At 71.2% G+C, this 24,865-nt stretch carries 16 protein-coding genes; 8 read left to right on the plus strand and 8 right to left on the minus strand.

Annotated features, from left to right (window positions below; genetic code table 11):
• Positions 1-46: 46 nt before the first annotated feature.
• The 6 genes from KZQ38_RS30350 to KZQ38_RS30375 form a co-directional block, all read right to left on the minus strand.
• Entirely contained in the window at positions 47-1,255 is a 1,209-nt protein-coding gene (locus tag KZQ38_RS30350) for a TIGR02679 domain-containing protein (RefSeq protein ID WP_219446906.1), read from the minus strand.
• Positions 1,255-6,201 carry an SbcC/MukB-like Walker B domain-containing protein gene (locus KZQ38_RS30355; RefSeq protein ID WP_219446908.1) on the minus strand — a complete coding sequence of 1,649 codons (4,947 nt, stop codon included), beginning with the start codon at positions 6,199-6,201 and terminating at the stop codon, positions 1,255-1,257. The genes KZQ38_RS30350 and KZQ38_RS30355 overlap by 1 nt, the downstream gene beginning before the upstream one ends.
• On the minus strand, positions 6,198-7,448 hold the full coding sequence (locus tag KZQ38_RS30360; protein WP_219446910.1) for a DUF2398 family protein: 1,251 nt from the start codon (positions 7,446-7,448) through the stop codon (positions 6,198-6,200). Before KZQ38_RS30360 ends, KZQ38_RS30355 begins: the two co-directional genes overlap by 4 nt.
• The gene (locus tag KZQ38_RS30365; RefSeq protein WP_219446912.1) at positions 7,445-8,986 is read right to left on the minus strand and encodes a DUF2397 family protein; all 1,542 of its coding nucleotides are present in this window, start codon (positions 8,984-8,986) and stop codon (positions 7,445-7,447) included. The genes KZQ38_RS30360 and KZQ38_RS30365 overlap by 4 nt, the downstream gene beginning before the upstream one ends.
• A gap of 142 nt (positions 8,987-9,128) precedes the next feature.
• Positions 9,129-9,875, minus strand: a complete 747-nt coding sequence (locus KZQ38_RS30370; protein WP_219446914.1) for a phosphotransferase enzyme family protein — start codon at positions 9,873-9,875, stop codon at positions 9,129-9,131.
• A 22-nt stretch (positions 9,876-9,897) separates the two neighbouring features.
• Positions 9,898-12,102 (minus strand): NACHT domain-containing protein, encoded by a 2,205-nt coding sequence (locus tag KZQ38_RS30375; protein WP_219446916.1) that lies wholly within the window; start codon positions 12,100-12,102, stop codon positions 9,898-9,900.
• Between the two features lie 317 nt (positions 12,103-12,419).
• On the opposite strand from KZQ38_RS30375, the gene KZQ38_RS30380 reads away from it, so the two are divergent.
• A complete protein-coding gene (locus tag KZQ38_RS30380) occupies positions 12,420-14,438 on the plus strand; it encodes an NIDO-like domain-containing protein (RefSeq protein WP_219446918.1) in 2,019 nt (672 codons plus the stop codon).
• Here KZQ38_RS30380 and KZQ38_RS30385 read toward each other — a convergent pair.
• Complete coding sequence (locus KZQ38_RS30385) at positions 14,395-15,762, minus strand: MFS transporter (RefSeq protein WP_308258670.1); 1,368 nt, start codon at positions 15,760-15,762, stop codon at positions 14,395-14,397. The two genes, KZQ38_RS30380 and KZQ38_RS30385, sit on opposite strands and share 44 nt — an antisense overlap.
• A gap of 147 nt (positions 15,763-15,909) precedes the next feature.
• Between KZQ38_RS30385 and KZQ38_RS36640 the strand changes: the two genes are divergently transcribed.
• Both KZQ38_RS36640 and KZQ38_RS30390 read left to right on the plus strand, forming a co-directional pair.
• Positions 15,910-16,032, plus strand: coding sequence for a hypothetical protein (locus KZQ38_RS36640; protein WP_257902576.1), 123 nt, complete (start codon positions 15,910-15,912; stop codon positions 16,030-16,032).
• Between the two features lie 132 nt (positions 16,033-16,164).
• A complete protein-coding gene (locus tag KZQ38_RS30390) occupies positions 16,165-16,473 on the plus strand; it encodes a hypothetical protein (protein WP_219446921.1) in 309 nt (102 codons plus the stop codon).
• Between the two features lie 9 nt (positions 16,474-16,482).
• On the opposite strand, the gene KZQ38_RS30395 is transcribed toward KZQ38_RS30390, so the two are convergent.
• On the minus strand, positions 16,483-17,574 hold the full coding sequence (locus KZQ38_RS30395; protein ID WP_308258681.1) for an MbnB/TglH/ChrH family RiPP precursor modification enzyme: 1,092 nt from the start codon (positions 17,572-17,574) through the stop codon (positions 16,483-16,485).
• Positions 17,575-18,680: 1,106 nt separating this feature from the next.
• On the opposite strand from KZQ38_RS30395, the gene KZQ38_RS30400 reads away from it, so the two are divergent.
• From KZQ38_RS30400 to KZQ38_RS30420, 5 genes are all read left to right on the plus strand, one after another.
• Positions 18,681-19,820, plus strand: a complete 1,140-nt coding sequence (locus tag KZQ38_RS30400; protein WP_219446924.1) for a hypothetical protein — start codon at positions 18,681-18,683, stop codon at positions 19,818-19,820.
• 42 nt (positions 19,821-19,862) lie between these two features.
• Positions 19,863-20,138, plus strand: a complete 276-nt coding sequence (locus KZQ38_RS30405; protein ID WP_219446926.1) for a hypothetical protein — start codon at positions 19,863-19,865, stop codon at positions 20,136-20,138.
• A gap of 180 nt (positions 20,139-20,318) precedes the next feature.
• Positions 20,319-20,918, plus strand: a complete 600-nt coding sequence (locus tag KZQ38_RS30410; protein ID WP_219446927.1) for an NlpC/P60 family protein — start codon at positions 20,319-20,321, stop codon at positions 20,916-20,918.
• A gap of 150 nt (positions 20,919-21,068) precedes the next feature.
• Positions 21,069-23,975: an AfsR/SARP family transcriptional regulator gene (locus KZQ38_RS30415; protein ID WP_219446929.1), complete on the plus strand. Its 2,907-nt coding sequence runs from the start codon at positions 21,069-21,071 to the stop codon at positions 23,973-23,975.
• 175 nt (positions 23,976-24,150) lie between these two features.
• Entirely contained in the window at positions 24,151-24,555 is a 405-nt protein-coding gene (locus tag KZQ38_RS30420) for a hypothetical protein (protein WP_219446930.1), read from the plus strand.
• The last annotated feature ends 310 nt before the right edge of the window (positions 24,556-24,865 follow it).

Raw genomic sequence — 24,865 nt, forward strand, 5'->3', positions numbered from 1 at the left:
AGAGAACACCGACCCGGCCGCTCCGGTTGCGCTGGACGGGCCACCTCTACCTGAACAGCTCACGCAGCACCGCGTCGTGCTCCTGGTAGACGACGCGGCCCGATGAGGCGAGCGCATCTCGCAACCGCTGGTCGATCCACGCCGGAGGTTCGTCGAGTGCCACACCGGACGGCTCGTGCCCGGCCTGGAGGACGGTGTCGGCCGACATGGCGACGAGTTCGGCGCCGTAGGTCTGGGCGACCGCGTTCGCGATGGTCAGCCCGGGACCGTCCAGGTCGCCCGCGTACCGCAGGCGCACTCCTTGCTCGGCCGCGAGTCGCAGCAACGCGTGGTCGACGCTGCCCAGGTGCCCGCTGGTGCAGGCGAACGCGTGCGGGCTGTCGTGGACCATGGCCGCTTCCAGCACGGACGGGTTCTCGACCACGGTGAGCACCTGCGGCGCGAAGGTCGGCGGGTGCACCGTCAAGTCCAGGAGGGTGAGGGCGACGGGGGTTGTCGCGTCGCCGAGCCTCCGGTCGACCGGACCGGTCCCGCGCACGCGCACCTGGTGGAGCAGTACCGTGGCGGACAGCCGGTCCGCGAGGATCCCGGCCTGCGCGAGCATCGCCCGCACCAGGTCGGGCCGTCGGGGTTCGGGCACGCCGGTCAGCTCCGCCACCGCGGCGACCAGGCGCGTGCCGGGCAGCCGGTCCAGGTCGAAGTAGTGAGGATCGCCCGCGCAGTCGTGGGACAGCTTGGCCAGACTGGTCGGCGGCTTTCTGGGCAGCAGCGGCACCACCTTCGCCAGGGCCGCGATCAGCTGCCGCACGGCCGCCTCGTCGTCCGTCCCGGCAGCGCGCATCCTGCCCACCAGGCCCGGCAACGAGGGGAGTGCCGCCTCGGCGTCGGACCACAGGTCTCGGCGTTGTGCCGACGCGGCTCGTCGCGCGGCTGCCCGGTCGACAACAGGCCGTCCCACCGCCTCCTCCACCAGCCGCTGGAGGTCGTCGGCCGACAGCTCCAAAGCGGACAGCACTTCGCGCAACGGGACAACGGTCACACCGTTGGCCGAGACCACGGCGGACCGGTCGCGTCGACGGCGCGTCGTGGTGTCGACCCAGCCCCTCAAGACGGCCAGCCCGCGGCTCGGCAACCCCTCGACCCGGACACGCGCAATCGTCCCGGGACGGCGACCGGCGCACAGTCGCTTGTGGACGGCGGCCCACAACGGGAGCAGGTCCCGATCGGCGGCCAGGACGCCGAGGTCGGCCGCCATCACGCCCTCAGTTCCAGGGTCAGCGGCTCGGCCTCGCCATGCCCCGTCCACAACCACGGCACGGTGACGCGGTGCTTCCCCGCGGTCACGACCTGGTGGATCACCACCTGCCCGCTCTCCTTCTTGAGCATGGGCGTGATGAACGGCGCGGTCGCCAGCAGGTCGAACTCCCACGAACGCAGCAGCGCGAGCACCTGACGCAGGTTGGGCTCGTCGAACGCGGCGTCGACCTCGTCGATCGACACCCAGCGGGGGCCGTGGTAGCGCTCGCCGGAGTACATGGACCACGCCGCGGCGAGGAGCGGCAGCATGGTCGCCAGCCTGCGCTCGCCGGTGGACAGCGAATCCAGCGGGTTGGACCGCGCGGTCACCTCGCGGAACCTCTCCTGCCGCTGATCGGCGAACGACGAGTGGGTGACCTGGATCTTCCAGTCGTGCCAGGATCGGTAGTCGAAGGTGTGCGCGACCCGGTCCTTCCAGGAGTCGCCCGCCTTCTCGTTCATCCGCTGCCTCAGCACGGTGTACATGTCCTCGAAGATGTCGTCCGACTGCGGTTGCGAGATCAGCTCCACCATCCGCCGGGCGTCCTCGTCCTCCCTGACGCTCCACTCCACCTGCACACCGACCCGGGCGACCCCGGTCCGGACGCCGTCGAGTGTCCTGCGGATCTGGCGGACCAGCTCCGCGGCGGCCTGGAGGCGGAGCTGGATGTCCTGCCGCAGCTCCGTGAACAGGCTGGTTTTCAGGGTGCGCTTGACGTCGTCGCGGAGGTCGTCCTCCAACTGCTCGGCGGTCGCCTCCAGCTTCCCCACCGCGACGTGCAGGTCCTCGCCCCGGGTCGCACCCGGATCGGCGACCACGGCGCGCCGCCACTCGGTGCCGTCGACGGTGACCAGCACGACCTGCCGGTCGAACCGCGCCAGCGCGGTGCTGGTCGTGCGCACGCTCGACTCCAACTGGGCCAGGGCACGGCCGCGTGCCTGCACCAGCGCGCCGAGCCGGTCGCCGGTCGCGGGGTGGTCGGCGAGCAGGCGCCTCGCCCACTGGAGCGCGGCCGTGAGGTGCGCGGGTCCGCCCGTCGAGGTGCGGGGCAGGTCATCGGGCAGTTCGGCGAACCCCTCGTCCACGAGCGCGCCGAACTGCCGGAGCCTGGTGTCGCGCCGTTGTTCGGCGGCCTCCCGCTGCGGGGCGATCCCGTCGAGCGTGGCTCGCATGGCGGCGGCTGCCTCCCCTGCCCGACGCCCCGATTCGCCGACGGCCTCGGCGTCCTTCTTGGCCGTGGCGAGGTGGTCGGTGATCTGTTCCCGGGTGGCGCGCAACTGCTCGTACTCCGCGCCGTACAACTCGCGGGCCTCGGCCACGGCGGAAGCCTCGCGGACGGCGGTCAGCCGCGCCTCCTCCGCCTCCGTGCGGGCTCTGGCCAGGACCTCCGCCCGCTGTCGCGCGAGGCCGTCGGCACGAGCGGCCTGGCGGAACAGCCCGATCACCCGGATCGCCGCCTGCCCCCACAGCGCCACGTGGTGCCCGAGGTTGGCCGCGGTGGTGCGGTGGGCGGCCAAGGCGGTCCGCTCGGTCGGCAGCAGCGTGCCGTCCGGCAACGTGGCCCGGTGGTTGAGTTCGCGCAGTGCTTCGTGAACCGCGCGCCCCGCCTCGTGGTGGCGGTCGGTCGCCTCGATGACGGCGGTTTGCGACCGGCGCAGGTCCTCCGCACAACGCTCCTCGACCATGAGCGCCGACCGGATACCGGACATCGAGGGGAAGGACGCGCGCTCGGCGTCGGCCTCCCGTTGCGCCTCTTCGGAGGCGGCGAGGGCCGTCGAGGTCTCGTCCTCCGCGGCTCGGCGCTCAGCGACCACCTGCTCCGCGATCTCGACCTCGCGCCGGGACTGGGCAGCGATGTCCTCGTTGTGCCGCAGGTGTTGTTCGGCGGCAGCGATCTTGGTCGACCGCCTCGCCGCGGCGGCGTCCAGGTCGGCGAGAACCCGTTGCCTCGTCAGCTCGGCCCGTGCGATCCGGTTGGCCGCCTCGCCTCGCGCTGTTTCGGTGACCCGGTGCTGCCGCTCGGCCTTGAGGCGTGCGGCCACCAGTTCCTCGTGCGACGGGAACGAGTCGCGTTCGGCCGCCGCGGCGAGGACGTCGGCCTCCCGGGACGCGAGTTCCCGACGGGCGGCGTCCGCGTCGTGCCGCGCGGCAGCCAGCGCGGTCTCCAGCTCATCGACCCGCTTCAGGCGAGCCTGTTCCCGAGTGGTGCGACCGATAAACTTCGTCCGGTAGCCGGCGGGCCCCGTGGCGGTCAGGACACCCGTGCGCAACCGGCCGTGCTCGACGCCGTCCCCGATCGGAATGGCCTGGAGCAGTGCCCGAACGCGTTCAGCCGGGATCGCCGGAGAGCTTTCGACGACGAGCAGTTCACCGAGCGCACGGCCGGACACCGGCTGGTCGGCGGTGATGACCAGGTCGCCTGCGACTGCCCGGCCGTCCGGCGTGACCAGCGCGTCGAGCAGCCCGCCGACGAGGAGCGCGCCTTCCAGCCGGTCCGCCTCCTCCGGTGAGAGGTGGTCGGCGAAGTCCACCAACGCCCACAGCGGGACGCCGTCCTCCGGCCGGCGGTCACGCCACGGAGAGGCCGGCGGCACCGGGGCGGCTCGACGGGCGTCGACCAGTTCCCGAGTCAGGGCGGTGACGGCGGACTCGGCCTGCTCGACGGCGTGCCGGGACTCGACCACGGCGTGCCCGAGCCCGATCCCGGACTGGGCGTGCGCCTGCACGACCGCCAAGCGGACGACGGTGGGATCGACGTCGAAGTCGTCCGCTGCGGGCAGGTCGACCGCGTGCACGAAACGGGCAGCCGCGCGCCACCGGTGCGCTTGCTCGACCCACGACGTGACGGCCCGGCGGGCACCCGCGGCGGCCGCCGCGGCGGATTCTGCCGCTGCGTCGACCTCTTGCCGAGCCGCGTCGACCTCTCTCCGGTGTGCTTCGTCGGCTGCGACACGTTCCCCCTCCGCGCTCGTCTCCTCGGCCAGCACCTGTTCCCGTGCCACGAGCAGAGCGGACTTCGCGACCTCCACCGAGCGGACAGCGCGGTCGTGCTCGTCACCTGCTCGTCGGGACGCGCGGACGGCTTCGGCGACCAGCGCACCGGCCGTTGCCGCGGCCTGGCGTCGACCCACCAGGTCGATCCGGGCGCGGGCGTCGTCGGCGGCCGAGGCGAGCCAGGCGGTGATGCGGTCGACGTCCAGGGGAAGCCGCGTACCGTCACCGGGCTCGACCAGCTCGCCGGGCACCCGGCCGAGGTGCCGGGCGGAGACCTCCCACTCGGCGATCGACTCCAGCACGGCGGACTCGGCCTCGCGGCGCAGGCGAACCGACTCCTCGGCCTTGACGCGTGCCTCGTCGTCCCGGCTCTCGGCCCGGCGCAACTCCTCCGCCACCGCCCGTTCGCCCCGCTGTGCCGTCATGTGTTCCCTGAGCGCGTTGTCGACGCTGTCGACCTGGGCGACACGAGCCTCCGACCAGGCCACCGGGGTCGCGCACGTCCGCACCACGTCCGCTTCCGCGATCTGGGTGTGGCCGGTGCGGAGCAGGGCCGTCGTCGCGACCAGCTGCTCAAGAGCGGAGTCGGCACCCACGGCGCGGGCGGTGGCACGCAGCTCGTCCGACAGGGTCGCCAGGTGATCCCCGGCTTCCGCGGCCGTCATCGTCGCTTCCGCTGCCTGTTCGGCCGCGGCATCGGCATCGGCGGTGGCGCCTTCCGCGCGATCCTCGGCGCGTTCGGCGTCCCGCGCGAGTTCCGCGGCACGGCGTTCCATGTGCGGGAGTTCCGCTCCGGCGTGGTCGCGCAAGGCGGTGTTCGCCGCTTCAAGACGGCCTTCGAGGGTGGAGATGCGGGTGTTCAGGAGTTTCAGCTGCTCGGCTGCTTCCCGCTGCCGGTGTTGCGCGGTTTCCAGTTTCGCGGTGGCCTCACGGGTGCGACGTGTCTGGGCGTCGAACTCGGTGTTGGCCGCGGTGAGCTGCGCTGCTTCCACATCGACGAGCGCTGCGACGTAGCGCTGGTAGCGCTTGTCGGTGGCGGCCAATTGCCTGGCCTCGTCACGCATGTCCGCCAGCTGGGTCTCCAACTCGGAGATGCGCTCCATCGCCTCGCCGATGACCGTCAACCGGTCCGGGTCCAGCGCGGGCAGCGCCTCGGTGAGCACGGCACGCATCTGCGCGGGTGGGATCGCTTCGGCCGTGCGCAGGCTCCGCAGGCTGCGCAGCACGCCCATCAGGGCCTCGAACTGCACTTCGTCCAGCGGGTCGAAGAGGGTGGTGCGCACGGCGTTCCGGTAGCCCGGCTCGTCGTTCACCGCGGCAAGGTGATTGGCCGCCTTCGAGCGCAACGCCTGGGCCGACGTGAACAGTGTTCCGTCGGTGGCCGCGAGTTGAGCGGCTAGGTTGTCGATCCGCACGGGATTCCCGTCGCGTTCTAGCACGAGCTGCTCACCGACCCGGCCGGGGCTGATGAAGAAGGCGCGCTGGAGGTTCCCGCCGACGGCGCGTAACCACAAACCCGTGGTGAGGTACGAGGTCTCGCCGGTCCCCGGGTCGTGGCGGCCGTACTCCAGCCACCACGCCCCGGTGCGGTCCTCGCGCTCGTTGCGGTCGGTGTGCCTGCTGGTCAACGTTCCCGCCGCCTTGCCCGACACCGACAACGCGGTCTGCGACGTGTCCCCGTCCAACAACAGGGTGATGAGCATCGACGCGGTGAGCGACTTGCCCGACCCGTTGGGGCCGGTCAGGGTCATCCACCCATCGGCGAAGACAAGGACTTCGTTGGACCACGCCCAGGAGTTGACGACACCCGCCCTGGCCGGCTGCCAGCGCTGCTCGACGGCCGGCACGCCGACCGTCCGCAGGTCCCGCACGGCATCCAGCCCACCGACCGGGTTCTTGGTGGTGTTCATCGGTCGGTCGGCTCCTCGGTCGGTTCCGCGGCGTTCTGCTGGACTCTGACCTTCCAGAGGTGGACACCCGGTGTCGGCCGCCAGGTGTCGTGGTGCAACGGGACGAGCAGCCCCACCGCCACCAGTTCGGCCGCCGCCGCGCGAGCGAGGGCGGGCAGCCGGTGCTCGTAGGCCGCGGCCCAGCGGGGCAGTGTCGTCCGCACGTGCTCGAACAGTTCGACGATCTCGGCGATGCCCAGCGCCGATCGGGGATCGGGTCGTCGGTTCACGGCGTCTAGTAGCGCGAGCGCGGCCTGCCGCTCGTTGCGACGACCATTGGGGAAGGCGACGAGCGTGCCGACCCCGCTGGGGTCGGTGACCTCCCACCAGTCACGACGCGCTGTCGTGGAGAAACCCAGGGCGGCGACGACTTCCAGCGCCCGCTCGCGACCGGTGGGCGTGTGCAGGTAGGGCATCGGAGCCGGGTCGTCGAGCGGGTCCGCGGCAGGGTCGTCGATCAGGCGGCGCATCGCGAGCAACCGCCGGTCGTCGACCGTCGGCTCGTCGTGCGCCGTCACGTCGTCTGTCAGCACGTCGGCGGACAGCGCGGCGACGTGGCGCTCCGGCTCCAAGGCGTCCAGACCGAGGAGGGCGGGCGACAGCGAGGAGAACTTCATGGCCAGCCGCTCCCGCGACGCGCTGACCACCAGGTCGCCGTCGTCCTGCCCGGCGATCCGTTCCAGGTCGGCGTCCACCGCTATCGAACCCTCGGCGACCAGGAGTTTGAGGGCGTCAACCAGGTTGAGCCGGCTGGTGCGCGCATCGGCCTTCCCGGTGCCGTCGGTCGCCACGACCTTGAACCGCGGCAGGCCACCGGTCGGCTCCTCCGCGGCGCACACCTGGGCGATGGCCTGCATCAGTTCACGCAGGCTCATCCTCGGCCTGCGCCACAGCTGCTCGCACACGAGCGCCACGAGGGCCAGGACTTCCTTCGACGCCAGGTGCGCCTCACGGCCATCACGACGCAGTCGGGGGCCTCGCCCGGCGGGCACGTCGGCCCGGCGCTTGTGCAGCCGCACGAGTTCCGCCGACTCGACGATCTCCAGTTCCCAGCCGAGTTCCGATCGGAAGAAGTCGGTCAGCTGCCGCCGCCCCCGGATGGCGGCGCGGTACGACTCGGCGTCCGTCTCGGCCCGGATGCGTCCGGTGGCGACCAACCGGCGGGCGGGCTCGCGCAGTTCCGGTGCCAGTGCTCGGGTCGTGGTCACGCGACACCGCCCTCCTGGATCTTGTGGACGTCGCGGTCGCCCGACGGGATCACGCGCACCCGCACGTCCGGTGCGGCCAGGACACCGTCCGCGAGCCGTACGCGGACGGTGCGACCAGGTATGCCGACCCGGACGAGCACCCGCGCGCTCGCCCCGTCCGCGTACGCCTGGCCGATACCCGTGTCCGGGTCGAGCTGGGCGAGCGCCACCTCCACCGCACGCAGCAGGACCACCACGGCGGCGGACGCGTACCCGGTGAAGTGGTCCAACGCCACCTCGCCGTCGGTGGCGAGCAACGCGGTGAGGTGCCTGCGTTGCGCTGCTTCCGCCGCCGCCTCGGCCTCGGCCGCCGCGCGGTCCCGGCTCGTGTCGGCGAGCTTGCGCGGTCGACCGCCGGCCGGACCGTGACGTTCGTGCTCGCGCAGCGTCACCTCGACCTGGTGCCTCCACGGACCCGCGTCGGTGAGGGTGCCGTGCGCCACGTCCTCCTCGACCAGCCGGGGCACCGCGTGCCACGCCGGCCAGTCGCCGAAAGCCGCCGCGTACACGCGACGGGCCTCCTCGTCGGTCGGCTGGCGGTAGAGGCCGCGTGCCAGCAGCCGGAAGTCGTGCCCGAGGTCGGAGCCCCGGCGACGGGCCGTGTAGCGGCGGTCGATGGCCACCAGCAGCGTGTGCACCGCGCCGGTGGCCGAGCTGATCAACCGGTGCACGCCGCCATCCTGGTGGAACCACGCCGCCAAGTCGGCGAGCCTGCGCACCCGGTCCGCCACCCAGCCCTGCTGCTCGGCGGCGTCGACCAGGCCGGCGTGGGCGACGGCGTCTTCTGCGATGGCGTGGTGTCCGGCGGCTTCGAGGTCCTCCAACGCGCGTTTCACCCGTTTCAGGGCCCGCTCGTACTCGCGGGGGAACTGCCGCAGCGCCTCGATGACGCGGTCCCGGTTGTCGCCGAACACGCTGTCGTCGGTGACGTCGGACTGGACGATGCGGGCGAGCGCGTCGTAGAAGTCGGCGGTGACGCGCCGGAGTTCGTCGGTCCGCGTGCGCACGTCATCGAGGTCCACGGGCAGGCGACCGGGGTCGGTCTCGGCGTGCTCCAGCAACGCGCGGATCGTGCCGTCCACGCCGTCCAGCAGCCTGCTGGGCAACTGGAGGGCACGCCGGGCGTCGACCACGGCCGAGCGCACTGCCGCGACGATGCCACGTCCCTTGCGGGTGAGCGCCCACGCCTCCTGCCTGCCGATCAAGCCCTGGAGGCTGCGGACCGGTGCGGCGTAGTCCCGGAACGGTTCGACGAATCCCCATGTCGCCAACTTGTCCAACGATTCGCGGAGGACTTTTTCCGGCATGGGGTCGTGGTAACCGACTGCCCTGGCCTGTGCGGAGATGTCCGCGAGCGTGGCCATGGGCCCGCGCGTCGAGAGTTCCTCCAATGCGGCCAGGAGCGCCGTGAACTGCTCTCGCATCAGGTCGTCGGACGTGGCGAACGCGGCCCAGTCGTCCGCCTCGACCTCCTGCCACCACCGTCGCGGATTCCTCACCGCACCTCTTCCGGATACGACTTCGCACCAGTTCCGCAATAGTGCGGATCATTGTTCGACGCCTTGCGGAAACGCCCCCCGGCGGGGACACCATAGCCCGACCGGACGAGGCCCCGGTAGGACGCCGCAATTCTCGTGGGACTCAGACCGCCCGGACCTCGGCGAGCCGCCTGACGGCGAACTCGTCGGTCCCGGTGGGGTCCCAGCACACGGCGGCTTCCCAGGCGGCTCGTGCCTGGGCGGCCGTGTCGTACGCCCTGTCGTCGAGGTCGGCGGCGTTGTGGGGCAGGGCCAGGTCGAGGTCGGCCACGTCGACGTGCGCTTCGTCCCAGTCGATCAACGTGACGCGATCCGCGGTCATGCGGATGTTGCGCGGGTTGGGGTCGCCGTGGACGACGCACGTGGGCCGACCGGCGACCCGCCCCCACGCCGCTCGGCACCGGGCGACGCCCTCGGGTGGCATCGCGTTGAGGTCGACCCTTGTGCCGGTCTCGGCGTGCAGGAGGTCGGTTGACGATCGCCATCCCGGGCGTTGGGGCCAGCCGTGTGTGAGCCGGTGCAGTTGGCGGAGCGCCGCGGCGACGCGACGCCAGTCGGCCTTGGACTCCGGTGGTCCGCCCTCGACGTGGGTCATCACCACCAGGCCGTTGGCGAAGTGCCGACCGTCCGCGGTCGGGATCGGCACCGGCACGGGCATTCCCGCCCGGTCGAGGTGGCGGAGCAGGTCGGTTTCCCAGGCGAGGTCGGCGTTACCGCGTCGGCCGAGACGACCGACCGCGAGGTGCCCGTTGACGCGCACGCTCCACACCTCGTTGACACCGGCCCCGCCGGTCAGCGGCTCGACGCGAACCGCGTCATCACCCCACTGCTTGAGCGCGTCCCATCCCACTCGCTACATCTTCGCGGAGGGATCACCGACTGGACAGGTCATCGGCCAGCCGCCGACTGACGCGGTGGTCCAGCTCGACCGGATCGCACTCGGCCAGGTGGTCGCGGATCAGGCGGTGCACGAACCGGTACTCGCGGCCGTCCTGGACCAGCAGGATCCGCTCGGCAGCGAACCTCAGCAGGGCCGTTCGGCGCCAGGGCAACTCGGTCGCGGCCAGAGGTCTGACGAAGAGCCACGCCAGGGCGTCCGCCAAGGCGTCGAGCGGTGGGGTGTTGGTGGCGAGCAGGAGGGCGGGTGCCATGCCGATGAGCAAGCCGGTCACCGGCGTCAGCACCGGAGGTCCGTCGAACCGGGCGCCGCCGATCCACGCGAGCGCCAGGCCGGTGCCCCCGCCGAGCAACATGACCGCCACCACGGCCAAGCCCCACCAGGTGCCCGGCCGGATGTCGTGCAGGACCTTGATCTCCGGCCACGGCGTTCCGCAGGCGACGCCCACGGCCACGAACGCCAGGCCGAGGACCAGTCCGGTCGCGATGCTGCCGAACATCTCCGGTGACATGCCGTCGCGGATGATCGCCACCACCGGCAGGGTGACCAGACCCGTCAACAACATCAACGGGAGCGAGGTCTTGCCTGTGGACATGCCGATCGTGACCGCATTGAACCCGGCGAACACCAGGGAAACGAGCACGACGAGCACGTAGACCAGGACAGGCGGCATGACCGAGGGCAGACCTTCGAACCAGTCCGCCGCGATCCACGCCGGTGCGCCGACCGCCAGGCCCGCACCGAGGCCGATCACCAGCTCGCGCCACCTGACCGCCGACCGCGGGCCGACCGGCAGCTCCGCCCAGATCGCCGGGTCGGACATCCACAGCAGCAACGCGAGGCAGCCACTAGCGGCAACTGCGGGCCACGCCCCGTACCGGAGGCCGACCACTACCGCACTGCTTGCGCTCATCCCGATCAGGAGAGTCGGCACGAACCAGGTGTAGGTGGCGATGATCGAGTCCATTCGGACGAAGTCCAGCCACCCCGCCCGGTGCCCGAGACGTCGGCGGGTGGCCACGTCGCTCCACGACTTCCCGGCGAGCCGGGCGAGAAACCGCAACGCCCGGAGGACCTGCTGATCGGTGAACGGCGCGTCGGGTGTTCGCCGCCGCACCAGCATTTCCACGATGTAGTCGTCGAACAGCCGCCGGTGCCCGTGGGTGGAGGTGGACAGGGATCGGCTGTACGTGAGTGCCATGATGTTGAGCATCAGCGGCGTGCTGACGAAGTCCCACAACGCCTTGTTGTGGTCGAGAGCGGCCTCCACGCCGTCGAGGGCCGGCCGCACCGAGTCGAAGTAGTCGAGCAGCCGGGAACGGCTCAGGGGTTCGATCCGGAACGCCGCGTAGAGTTCCAGCCTGTTCTTCAGCCGGTCGTAGTCCTGGATGCGGCAGCACACGGCGACCTGGACCCCGAACTCCGCACGTAAGGCGTTGATCTCGTCCACGCACCGGCTGCGATGCTCCGCCAAGACCTCGTCGAGCCCGTCGAGCAGCAAGGCGATCCGCTGGTTCTTCAGCCAGGCCCAGACGTTGCCGGCCGGGATGCCGTACCGCTTGGCCACCTGGTGAACGACCCAGTTCCCGAACTCCGCCGGCTCGCGGCCTTCCGCGCGGCGGCGGTACCCCGAGACGGACCACGAGGCGAGGTCCACCACCGCCGGCACGGGGCGGTCCGGATCGTCGCGCGCGCCGGCGAGCAAGGCGAGGCACAGGTCGAGCAGCAGGGTGCTCTTGCCGGCGCCGGGTGCGCCGAGGATCAGCAATTCGTGGCGCGTGTCCTCGAACAACGCGGCCACCTGCCCGCTGCCGTAGGCATCGACGCCGGGCTTGTCGACGTCGTCCACCCAGTCCACCGGCCGCACAATCATGTCAGGTTCCGCGGACAGCTCCAGCTCGACCTGGACGCGGACCACCAGCGAGCCGGCGCGGCGACGCCTGGTCCACGCCTCCACCCGGTCGAGAGCCGCCGCGCGGTTCGCCGGGTGATTCCACTTGCCCGGTAATCTGGGCTTGTCGCGCTCGCGCAACCGCTCCCATGCGCCTAAGACCACCGTGAGCGCGGTGAGCACCGCGACCGCGGGCCAGAGCCAGCCCTGGTAGTCGCCCAGGAGACCGGGCGCGGTCCCGCCGGTGCCGACGTTGATCGCGATGGGCAACAACACGAGTGTGGTCACGGAACCGATCGCGACGAAGCCGATGACGCGTACGTGCCGCCACCCGGGTCTCCGCCCCACAGCCACCTCCGTCGGATTTACCTGTGGTGGGACGATAGCGACCCGGTTCCGCCGCCCGTGAACCGAGCGGGACCGATCCGAGTCCGGCTCACGTGCCCGGGACTTCCGCGGGGTCCTCGCGTCTTGGATCGCGACCGGCACAGTCGTGCTGTGCTTTCGGCGGCGGCGTGGCGTCCGTCAGGTGCCTTGTGCACAGGGGTGCGCACTCGGCACGGTAGGTGGGATCGGCCACTCCACCCCTTCGACAGGAGTGCGTGATGCGCCACCTGCCTGCCGCCACCGCCCTGGCCCTGGTCGCCTTCGCCGCGCCGGCGATCGCGGCGCCCGCGACCGGCACCGAGACCTACGGCTACACCGCGACCGCCGTTGCTCCGTCCTATGTGGAGGGAACGACGAAGACCACCCTCAAAGGGGACTTCGACGCGCGAGTGCTCCAACTGCCGTTCCCCTTGACGTTCTACGGCACCACGTACCGCGACGCCGTGCACGAGGTCGACGGCTACCTCAGCTTCATCAACGACGGCGACGTGCAGCCGCCCAAGCGGATTCCCGCGCCGAACCGGCCCAACGCCGCCGTGTACGCGTTCTGGGACGACCTCGTCGTGGACGACCAGGCGGGCGTCTGGACCGGGACCGACGGCGTCGCGCCGAACCGCCGCTACATCGTCGAATGGCGTGACGTGACGCTCAAGTCGGTGCCCGGCAGCAGGTTGAGCGCGGAACTGGTGTTCGGCGAGAACGGTGTGATCCTGCTCCAGTACCGGGGCCTCGACCAGGCCGCCGAACGCGGCGCGACCGCCCTCGTCGGGATCGAGAACGCCGGGGGCACCAGCGCCGTCGTGTGGTCGGACAACGAGAACAAGCTGTCGGACACCGCCGCGGTGCGGCTGCACGTGCCCGGCACCGCGATCGCCCGCGGCGTGATCACCAACGCCAACACCGGCAAACCGCAGTCCGACATCGTCCTGAGCACGACCACCGGCGGCCGGACCGCGACGGCCACGTCCAACTACGAAGGCCGCTACCAGTTGGAGGTCGCGGCGACCGATCCGCGTGTCACGGTGAGCGCGCCCGGCTACGCGACCGAGGTCCTGACACCGGGGTCCACCTCGGAGCACGGCGCGGTCACGGCGGACCTCGCGATCAGGTCGCCCATCCTCGAACCACCGGCGGGCACGCTGGAGATCACCGTGCCCGCCGGCGGCAGGGCGACGGGGTCGGCGTCGGTGCGCAACACCGGCACCTCGGCCGGGACCTGGTCGGCCAGGGAGGTCGACGGCGGCTCGACGCCGCCGCGGCCCGGCACGTCCGGCACGTTGCGCTCCTGGGACCCCAGGGCCGCCGGTGTCGAGGGCGGTTCCGGCGTCGCCGAACTCGGGGGCGACGTGTGGATCACCGTGCCCTCGGCACACCAACTGGTCCGGCTCACCCCGGACGGCGTCGTGCGCGACCGCACGACGTTGCCCGACACCGAGAACCCGGCGGACCCCGCGGTGGTCGGCGACAAGCTCTGCTACGTCAACGAGTCGACGTTCGACGGCGGCGCCGTCATCCACTGCGTGCGTCCGAACACGGGTGAGGTGAGCACGCACCTCACCACCGTGCCCCACGTCGTCGGCGGTCGCAGCGGCCTGGCGCACAACCCGCGCACCGACGTGTTCCACCTGATCGACAACAGGACGGTGTGGACCGTCAAGGGCGCCTCGCACGCCGACGCGGGCGCGCTGGTTTCCTCGTGCGACATCAGGTTCAGCCGGTGGGACCCGAACTACTACCCGGCGGGCGCGGCCCTCGGGCCCCACGACCACCTCTGGGTCTACGAGGCGACCGGCAACTACAACGACCGCAGGGGGCGCATCGAGTTGATCAACCCGACCAGCTGCCAGGCCGGGGACGTCCTGGGCTGGGCGCCGATCGCGAGCCCCTACAACGCCGGTGGCATCGAGGCCGACGCGTCGGGCAACGTCTGGGTGTACACCCACCCGCGCTACGCGGGCCCGTTCCCGAGCCAGGGACCCGCGAACGTCAGCCTGTTCCAGACGCCGTCCCCGGTGCACACCGACCTGCCGTGGCTCACGACGCCCGCGTCACCGGCCGCCATCCCACCGGGGACGACCGGGCAGGTGCACGTCACCGTCGACGCGACGGGTTTGCGGCCGGGCGTGTACAACGCCGCGCTGGACCTGCTCACCACCGGTCCGCGCACGCCGGTCATCGGCGTGCCGATCCGCCTCACCGTGACCGAGGCCGCGACAACACCGGCACGGTGGCGATGACCAGGACGATGCCGACGAGCGCGAATCCGTAGGAGACGAGGAAAGGGTCGGTGCCCGGTCCGAGCAACGGGGAGAAGCCGACCCCGACGTAGAGGGCGACGCCGCTCGCGCCGCCGAGCTGGTCGGCGCAGCGCTGCACCCCGGAGGCGATGCCCGCGTCGGCATCGGTGACGCCGTGCAGCGCCGCGTTCTGCAACGCCACCAACCCGACGCCCATGCCGAACGCGACGAGCACCGTGCCGGGGAGCACCGAGACCACGAGCGCCGAGGTGTCCGGGACCAGGGCGAGCACGCCGATGCCCAGTCCCGCGGTGGCCATGCCGAGCACCGCGGTCCACGTGAACCCCAGCCGGGCGATGATGCCGGGCACGACCACGGTGGCCCCGATGAGGGTCACCGCCAGCGGCAGGAACGCCGCGCCCGCCGCGATGGGCGACAGGCCGCGCTGCTCCTGGAGGTGCAGCGTCAGCAGGAAGAACGACGTGGACAGCGCCGCGCTGAACAACGCGGTCGCCCCGTTGGCCAGGACGCGGTCGCGGTGGCGGAAGAAGGACAGCGGCACCAGGGGGTGCGCGGCCCTCCGCTCGACCAGCGGGAACGCCGCGGCGCACAGCAGCCCGGCCACCACCGCCGCGCCCGCGAGCAGCAGGTCCGGGTCCTGGTCGCCGAACCGGATGACCCCGAAGATCAGCAGCAGCGGCGCGGTGACGAGCAGCGCCGCGCCGGGCAGGTCGACCGGCGTGCGGGTCACCGGCCCGTCGGGGCGCAGCAGCACCAGGCAACCACACACCACGACGACGACCAGCGGCAGGTTGACCAGGAAGATCCACCGCCAGTGCAGCAGCTCGGTGATCAGCCCGGACAGCAGGAACCCGAGCACCAGGCCGCAACTGGCCACCGCGGCCCAGACGCTCAGCGCCCGCGACCTCTCCCGCGCCTCGGGGAACAGCAGCGCGAGGATCGACATGGCGGCCGGCAGGGCGAGTGCTTCGCCCGCGCCCTGACCGAACCGGGCGAGCACCAGCAGGGGCAGGGCCGGTGCGAGGCCGGCGCCCAGCGAGGCCACCCCGAACAACGCCGCGCCCGCCAGCAGCGTCCGGCGCCTGCCGAACAGGTCGGCGATCCGGCCGCCCACCATGAGCAGGCCGCCGCCGACGACGGTGTAGCCGGTGACCACCCAGGTGAGGTGACGTGCGTCGACGTCGAACTCGTCACCGATGGCGGGCAACGCGATATTCACCACGGTGACGTCGACCGCGATGAGGAACTGCAACAAGGCGAGCAGGGTCAGCGTCAGCCACCGCGACCGGGCGGTTTCGGGCACGCGGGGACCAGGCGTGGGGAAGGACATGGTGAAGTGGCTCCGGTTCTCGGGTTCGCGCGAACAGCGCGAGGGGGAGTCGCCGCGAAGGCGGCGCAAACCCGCGCCGCTCCGTCACGACGCCGGTCATTCACACCCGAGAGTTCCTAGATGCCACTCATGTGGATCACCGTATCACCCTGCCACGCGATGACGGCGGTGGTGCGGATCGTGCCCGGCAGCCCCCTGACCGCGGGCTTCGCCGTTGGCCGGCGGCCGTTGTCCAACGGGTGAACCCGCCGTCCCGGTCGGGTGTACTCGCCGCGGAGCTGTCGGCATCGCCCGGCCAAGGGGTACCCGGGCCCGGATTCGCCACGCCCGCGGGGCAGCGGTCCGCGGGCGATGCACACCTCGGAGGAGAGACCCATGCGCAACCTGACGAAGAGCCTGATGACGACCTTCGCCGCCGGTGTCCTGGTCACCGGCCTGGCGACCACCGCGCAGGCCGATCCTCGACACGTGCACTGCGCCTACGGCGGTCCCGTGGGTGACGGGCCCAGCTTGGAGGTCGGCGGTTTCGACTGCCGGCCGCGAGTGCCGTACGCGGGGGAGGGCACCATCACGATCAACTCGACCGGCAGGGTGTTCGTCTGCGGGAAGCTGACGGTCAAGTTGGCCGAGGGCTCATCCCTGATCTACGCCGCGCGGGGACACGGCTGCCTGGAACGCCATTGAGGCTTGTCCTCAAAGCCGGAGCGTCGCCCGGACCCCCGTCGGTGCGGGGAAACCGGTCTTGGGGGCGTTCTCGCTCCGGCCCACCCCGCCGACGCGGGTGGGGCAGGGCCTTGGCCGAGTGCTGATCTCCTGGCAGCGCTCGACGTCGTCACCGGTGGCGACGTCGAGCGCGGGGTTCCGCCTACTCGTCAAGGACGGCGGTCGCCATGCCGGCGTCCACGGCCAGGGGGAGCCAGGTGATGAGGCCTGGAACCGGGGGAGGTCGCGGTTGTCCGTGCGGTGGCTGAGGAAGGCGTGTTGCCAGGGTTCGAGGACGTGGACCCGGACGCGGTAGTGCGTGCGGGCCACGGCGTAGTAGGTGTCGGCGGTGGCCGGGACGGCGGGGCGGTGGCCGTGGTCGGCGGCGTCGAGGGCGTCGAGCAGGGCGAAGTCCAGGTGCAGCCATGGGCGCGGTCTCCCGCCGGGCGCCGCCCGGCGCGGACGTCCGCGGCTTTCGCCGGCTCGGCGACCAGGTCGGGGGAACGGCGGGATGTCGGCGTCCCACTCCAGCAGGGTGGACACCCCGCCGGTGCGGCGGTGGACCAGCTCGTAGAGCGGCCAGACCTCGTCGGGCACCGGTCGGTCGTGGGTGTCGAGCAGGTAGTCGCCGTGGTCGCTCGGCCCCGCGAGGTGGACCTGGACGATGTGGTCGGCCGGCAGGTCCTCGATGTAGGTCACGGGGTCGAAGCCGTGGTTGGTGGCGCTGACGTAGACGTTGTTCACGTCCAGCAGCAGGCCGCACCCGGTGTCCCGGGCCGGCCGCGCCAGGAACTCCCACTCGGGCATCTCGGACGCCCGGAACTCCAGGTAGGTGCACGGGTTCTCCAGGACCAGCGGACGGCCGAGGAAGTCCTGGACCGCCCGGACCCGGTCGGTCACGTGGGCGAGGCTGCGCCGGGTCAGGGGCATGGGCAGCAGGTCGTGGCTGGTGGCGTCGGCCGGCCGCCGGTGACCTGCGTCGGTGGCGCTGGGGCCTGATTCGCCGTTGCGCGGTAGGGATCGGCCGGTCCGAACACGGTTCAGGCTGGTGCCGCCCTGGTAGTTCGGGAAGGTGTAGCTGATCCGCTACAACCAGAGAGCCACGGGGGAACGAGACCGCTCCGCCCTCCGCGAAGCAGACGTCGACGATTTCGTAGTAGTGGTACGTGAACTTCAGCAGGTCATCTCGACCGGCGTACGCGACCCGGTCGACCGACAGCGGAACGGTCGTCGCAGCGACGGTCGGAAGCATCGCCAGCGCGGTGAACGTCGAGAAGTCGGGCGAGCAGTGGCGCGTCGTGGAGCAGGGCTGGCCGATTTAGTCTCGACCACGCCGCCGGAGGTGTCGTTGTCGCACCCCTTGCGGGGACATCCCCAGCACCAGGCCGAGTTCCTCCCAAGTCCGAACACGGTGCCCGCAATCAGCGGCCTCGGTGTTGTCGTGACGCGCCTCTGCCAGGAAACCGTCGGCGAGGCGCTCTGCTGCGGAACGGACCCTGTCCGCAACCCACAGTCGTGCCAGGATCGGATCCTCGAATCGCTCCTCCACTTCTGCAGCAAGCTGCTCCACCGTTCTTGCCACATGATCATCGAACCAGTCTCGTCCCCCCACGGGGGGCTAGCGTATCCACAACCGGAGGCATATCGGCAACTCTGGTTCAAGCCATTGGGGACAACTTCCGTTCAAGCCAATCCCCGCCCTCTGCGCCAAGTGGGCCAATGGCCCCCTGCCGCCTGGACGGAAATCCGGCGCGCCATCCACTGCTCGGCGGGTGCGCGACGTGAATATTACTGTAAGTGAACAGACCACGGCTCCGGTATTCCAATCGCGGAAAGCGGCCGAAACGCGTCGAATTCACCCGTAAGGTGTATTGAGTCGACCATGTTGCTCGGTAGCGTCGTGGGCAACCCGAGATGCTGAGCATGTCTGCTGTGGCGTTGTGATCTTCACAGCCGGCGGAGCCGGGCTTCCGGAGGTGGCTTTCCGGAACCTGCGCTGTACGGCTCGGCTCATGCTTTTACGGCAACAGCACTCGGGTGTCCGCAGGTTTCGTAGGAGGTGAACTGTTCTCGCATGATTTGCGTTGCACGGTTTCTCGACCGTTTGTCAAACGATGCGGAGAATTCATGCTGACCGTCCACCGGCGCGTGATCAGTTGACCTTCTCGCCCGGGGGAGGTGTCGAGCGCATGGTGGTCGACGATCGCGCACATCGAGTGCTTTGGCGAGGAGCAGAGGCGTCCACGCAGCTCCCGCTGCCGCAGTCGACCTCTGCCGCCCTGGTGGTTGTCTCCATGGCTGCGTCCGAAGTCAGACCGGTGGCGACCGTGATCGCCACCAACCCGGACCCGTCATCACAGCTCACTCCCTTGACCGTTGTGACGACGACCGTGGAGTCTTCGGTGACCTGGGGGGCGATTCCCGGTGCGAACTCCTACGTGGTGACGGCGGGGCAGGCGGACGCGCCTCGGCAGGTCGGCAGGACTGTCGAGGCCGGGGCAGTGCTGCCTGTCACCCTGGGGCAGTCAGCGCAATACCAGTTCACCAGCAATTCGATTCAGGATGGCCACGGAAAGCGTGAGGGCGGCGGGCCGGTCAGCTACCGGTACGGCGTGGAGATCACCCCGCCGACTACGGTCATCGCCGAAATCCCGGCAACAGCGAGTGTTGGTGACGAGGTCGCCGCCGTTGCCCCGGCGATCATCAACACTGAGCACTCGTACGAAACGTTCATCCCCACTCGGTACATCGACGCGCCGGAGGACCCTTTCGGACTCACCTGTGAGGGCAGTTGGGGTGGACCTGATTGGCAGTACAGCGGTGACAACCGCGGTGTCGGCTGGAACACTGGCCTATACCGGACCAGGGCTGTCTTCAACCTGGTGTGGTACGCCAACGCGACGCTGACGCACAAGGACGTTCATCCCACCAACCGCTACGAACGCCGGAGCAACGGCGAGTTCGTCTACGACTCCACCCGGACCGCCGGTGCCGACGACTTCGACGTCCGGGCCCTGGGCAACGACGGGAAGTACGCACGCAACGTCATCGAACATGAGGTGGGTAACCCCTACTGCAACTCCATCGCCGGCATCACCTACGCTAACCAGCAGGACGTCTACCAGGATGGTCGTCACTGGATCTACGGATCGCACGACAAGATGCCCGACCACCAGTTCTACCGGCTCGATCAAATCCAGCAGGACCCCAACGATCCCGGTAGCCCGATCACGGACAACTTGACACTGGTCTTCCACCATGAGCTGGAGGACCCCTCGTGCCTGGTCGGCGTGGTGTGTGGTTCGTGGCGTTACCAGTACGTTCGATGAGATGAACCCGAGAGGTCGGCGAGGATGGATCGCTCCAAGCGGATGACGGTATTACGCTGGTTGCTCGCTCTGCTGGTGTTCGCCTTCTTCATGTACTGGTCCATCACCCTCGCCGGCCTCCTGGGCTGGAGCACGACGCCGCGTGGCCCGCAGCGGCTTGCGGAGCGCTGGCACCTGCCACTGCTGGCGGTCTGCTCCGGGGTCCTGGCCGTTGCCCTCGCCAGGCGCATTCTCGGTCTCCGCGTGCTGTCACCGTGGCTCCTGGCCGCTGTGCTGCCCGCCGCCTACTTCGTCTCGGTGGAGACGGGCGTCGTGTAGCGGCAGGGCTTGTCCTCCTGAGTTCGACCCGAGTGGTTCCGGCGACCTGGCCGTGAGCCCAGAGCCGCGGACACCGCGCCGCCCCTGACGCGAGTGCGCACGACGGCCACAAGGTTCCCGCAAGGTGGGCTCGGCAGAGTTCGGCGCGTTGGATCAACACCACGTGCCAGAGGGGGAACAGTGCAGGTCAACGTGTTGAAGAAGCTCGCAGGACTGGCGATCGCGCCGGTCGTGGCGGGGTCGTTGCTGTTCGGGTCGCTGGGGGTCGCCACAGCCGAGGAAGTGCAGGAGACGCCGCTGGTCGAGGTCGTCGCCGAGGAGGGGGTGGAGGACGCCCCGGACGACAGCGCCGAGGCCGCCGCCGCGGGGTACGGCAAGCCCATCACCCGCGCCGAGGTGATCAAGCGGGCGAAATACTGGTGGGACAAGAAGGTCCCCTACAACCAGAGGGCGACCTACCGCGACATCAACAACGGCAAGAAGTACCGCACGGACTGCTCGGGCTTCGTCTCGATGGCCTGGAAGCTCACCAGCAGCCGCACCACCCACACCCTGCCCGCCGTGTCCAGGTCCATCGGGTGGAAGTCCCTCAAGCCCGGTGACATCGTCCTGAGCCGCGGTCACGTCAAGCTGTTCGAGAAGTGGGCGAACGCCGACAAGACCGTGATGTGGATCTACGAGCAGGGCAGCACCAGGACCGACATGGACCACGAGAAGGTGTCCGTGAAGGCGCTGAAGAACGGCGGCTACGAGCCGCGCGCGTACAAGAAGATCAAGTAACCCGAGGGGAGCGGGCCGGTCGACCGTCCACTGGTCGACCGGCCCGGTGCCATCTGTGAACGGGTCCTCCATTCGAGCGGTGCTCGGCGGAGTCGGTTGCCGCGCCCCGCCCCGTCGCCTTCCCTGGAGCGGGGGGCCGGGGGAGGGGCTGTGGCGAATTTCCGCCTGTTCGGAGAAGTCGGGTTCAGCGTCGGGGGACGCCGGGTGGACGTCGGTCCACCGCGGCGGCAGTGCGTGCTCGCGGTGCTGCTGGTGGAGGTCAACCGGGTGGTCCCGGTGGACGTCCTGGTCGAGCGCGTCTGGTCCGACCAGGCGCCGCGCAAGCCGAACGACGTGCTCTACAGCTACGTCTCGCGGCTGCGGCGGGTGCTCGCGGTCGACCCGGACACCGAGCTGGTGCGCCGGTCCGGCGGGTACGTCCTGGAGGCCGACCCGCTGTCCGTCGACGTCCACCGCTTCCGCCACCTGGTCGCCGAGTCGGCCCTGGACGAAGCGCTGGAGCTGTGGCGGGGCGCGCCGCTGGAGCGGATCGACACGCCGTGGGCCGAGTCGGTGCGCGAGGCGCTGGAGGTCGAGCGGCTCGCCGCCGAGGTCGAGCGCAACGAGCAGCGGCTGGCCCGCAACCTGCCCGTGCCCGACCTCGCCGCGCTGGCCGCCGCGCACCCGCTGGACGAGCGGATCGCCCGCCAGCACATGCGGGCGCTGTACCAGGCGGGCCGCCAGGCCGACGCGCTCGACCACTTCGAACGCGTCCGCCGCCGGTTGGCCGACGAACTCGGCGCGGACCCCAGCCCGCCGCTGCGCCGCGCCCACGAGGAGATCCTGCGCGGCGCCGCCGAGCCGGCCCGCCCGACCGGCCGAAACGACCTGCCCGCCGACGCCGCCGACTTCACCGATCGCGAGCACGAGGCGCGGAGCCTGCTCGCCGCCGTGGAGGACGAGAAGCGCAACGTGGTCGCCGTCGACGGCATGGCGGGCGTGGGCAAGACGACCTTCGCCGTCCACGTCGCCCACCGGTTGGCCGACCGGTACCCGGACGCCTGCCTGTTCCTCGACCTGCACGCCCACACCGCCGGTCGTGCTCCCTCCTCGACCACGACCGCGCTGGAGGCGCTGCTGCGCGCGCTGGGCGTGCCCAAGCAGGACGTGCCCGACGGCGTGGACGAGCGGTCCGCGCTGCTGCGCGCCACGCTCGCCGGTCACCGCGTGCTGCTGGTGCTGGACAACGCCGAGAGCGCCGCCCAGGTCCGACCGCTGCTGCCCGGCTCGGCCGATTCGCTGGCGGTGGTGACCAGTCGAAGACGACTGGTGGACCTGCCCGCGTGGACGTTGTCGCTGGACGTCCTTCCGTTCCCGGACGCGCTGGCGCTGTTCGGCGGTGTCGTCGGCGACGGGCGGTCCGAGCGGCAGCCCGACGCCGCCGCCGAGGTGGTGCGGCTGTGCGAGAACCTGCCGCTGGCCATCAGGTTGGCCGCCGCCCGCCTGCGCAGCCGTCCGCAGTGGACGGTCGAGCACCTGGCGGGTCGGTTGCGGGACAAGCGGCGGCGGTTGCGCGAGCTGGCGGTGGGCGACCTCGGGGTGGCGTCCGCGTTCGAGCTGTCCTACACCGCCCTGCCCACCGACCGGCGACGGCTGTTCCGCCTGCTGGGCCTGCACCCCGGCGCGGACGTCGACGTCGAGGCCGCCGCCGTGCTCGCGGACCTCGACCCGGACGCCGTCGAGCCGCTGCTGGAGGACCTGGTGGACGTCCACCTGCTCCAGGAACCGGTGCCCGGCCGCTACCGCTTCCACGACCTGCTGCACGTCCACGCCCGCAAGACCGCCCTGGACACCGAGCCCGACCCGTGGCCCGCGGTGTCCCGGTTGATCGACCACTACCTGGTCACCGCCGCGGCGGCCGACCGGGTGCTCGCGCCGGCGGGCAGCCGGCCGTTCGCGTTGTCGTTGCCGGACAAGCACTTCGCGTCCCGCGATGACGCGCTGCGGTGGCTCGCCGCCGAGCACGCCAACCTCGTCGCGGTGGCGGAGTGGTGCGGTGACCGCGCGCCCGCGTCCTGCTGGCGGCTCGCCACCACCCTGTTCCGCTACCTGTACACCCGGGGCTGCACGGCGGACCTGCGGAGCGTGCACGAGGCCGCCCTGGTCGCCGCCGACCGCGACGGCGACCCCGACGGCCGGGCCGTGGTGCGCGCCCACCTGGGGATCGCGCTGTACCGGCAGGGCGAGTTCGCCGCCGCGCACGCCCACCTGCGCGAGGCCGTCGACCTGGACCGCCCGAGTTGCCTGAACCAGGCGCTCGCGGCGCTGGGCAACGCGGCCAAGAAGCTCGGCCGGTTCGAGGAGGCCCTGGCGTGCTTCCACCGGGACCTCCGGTTGTGCCGGGAAGCGGGCAACCGGCACGGCGAGGCGGTCGCGCTGGGCAACCTCGGCGCGTTCCACCTCGACATCGCCCGGTACGACGAGTGCGTGTCCTACTTCGTCCGGACGTTGGCCGCGATGCGGGAAACGGGCGACCGGGTGGGCGAGACGGTGACCCTGGACAACCTCGGCCGGGTGCACCTGGAGACCGGCCGGGCGGACGAGGCGCTGGACCACCTGGGTCGGGCACTGGCGCTGTGCCAGGAACTGGGCGACCGGCACGGCGAGGCCCGCACCCTGACCAATCTGGGCGAGGCGCACGGGTTGCTCGGCCGGTCCGACGAGGCGCTCAAGCACCACCACAAGGCGCTGGAGCTGATCGGTGAGATCGGCAGCCACAGCCTGCGGACGGAGGCGTTCAACGGCCTGGGCTCGACCCTGCTGCACTGCGGCCGGCCGGCCGAAGCGCTCGGCCGGCACCGGGAGGCGCTGGAGGCGGCCCGCCGGATCGGGGAACCGTTGCAGGAAGCCAAGGCGCTGGACGGCATCGCCGAGTGCCTGGCGGAGGCGGGTGACCACGCGGCGGCCGAGACGTCCTGGCACGCGGCGCTGGCGATCTTCACCGAGTTGCGCCACCAGCCGCGGGTCGACCGCATCGGGGAGCGGCTGACCGGGCTCGCGCGGCGTGCCCGCACCTGACGCCCGGGGCGGTTCGCACGAGCAGGCGACCGGGGCGCGATTAGTAATGCACGTGGCCCGGTCCTGCCTAAAGCCGGTGTGGCGGGCCGGATGAATTCGGTCAAGTGCTATCGCTATTCCGTCATCCGTTCAGCGGTAGTCGGGTTCCGCGGGCTGCCCGTAGCGTCGTCGTACTGTGAGCGGACGAACGAGCGCGAACAGCTGCCGGCGGTGGCTGTGCGCCTTCGTCGGCGGTTTCCTCCTCGTCGGGTTGTTCGTCCTGCACCTCGCGGTCTGCGTCGCCGACGGCCGGGTCCACCCGGCGATCGCGGCGCAGGAGACGACCGCGGTCGCGGCCACGTCGTCGACGGCGACCGCACCGGCGGACCGCGACGGCGGCCACCAGTGCCGCATCCCCCTGCTGGAGAGCCGGATCCTGTACGAACAGGGCACATCCGGCGAATCCGCCCCGGTCACGACGCCGACGACCGGCGGGTGGCCCGCACCGGGCCACCCGCTGCCCCGCGCGCACGCCGACCCGCCGCACCCCGGAGAACGGGGCCGCGACGTGCTGACGTCGATCTGCGTCGCGCGGACCTGACCGAACCCCCGCGGTGACACCACGCCCCCGTTCCGTCGGGGCGGGTGGCCCGCGCCCGCACTTCCCGGATTCCCCGGACGGCGGTCCTCCGGTTCGGACGACAACGGCTGATCGCGTCCCCTGATTTCCGGGAACACCCCGGCCCGCGACGCACGTGCGCCAATTCCCGAAAATGCGCACGTCCAGCGAAGCGACCTCACGCCCGCCCCGTGCACATCGGCCGGACAAACGGTCCGGAATTCCCGCGCCACCGCCGACGGTGAAACGCGCGGTCCGGTCCGCAATTCCCCGGGGTGCCCGGCACCCCACC

The sequence above is a fragment of the Saccharothrix obliqua genome, from assembly GCF_019375475.1.
GTDB lineage: Bacteria > Actinomycetota > Actinomycetes > Mycobacteriales > Pseudonocardiaceae > Actinosynnema > Actinosynnema obliqua.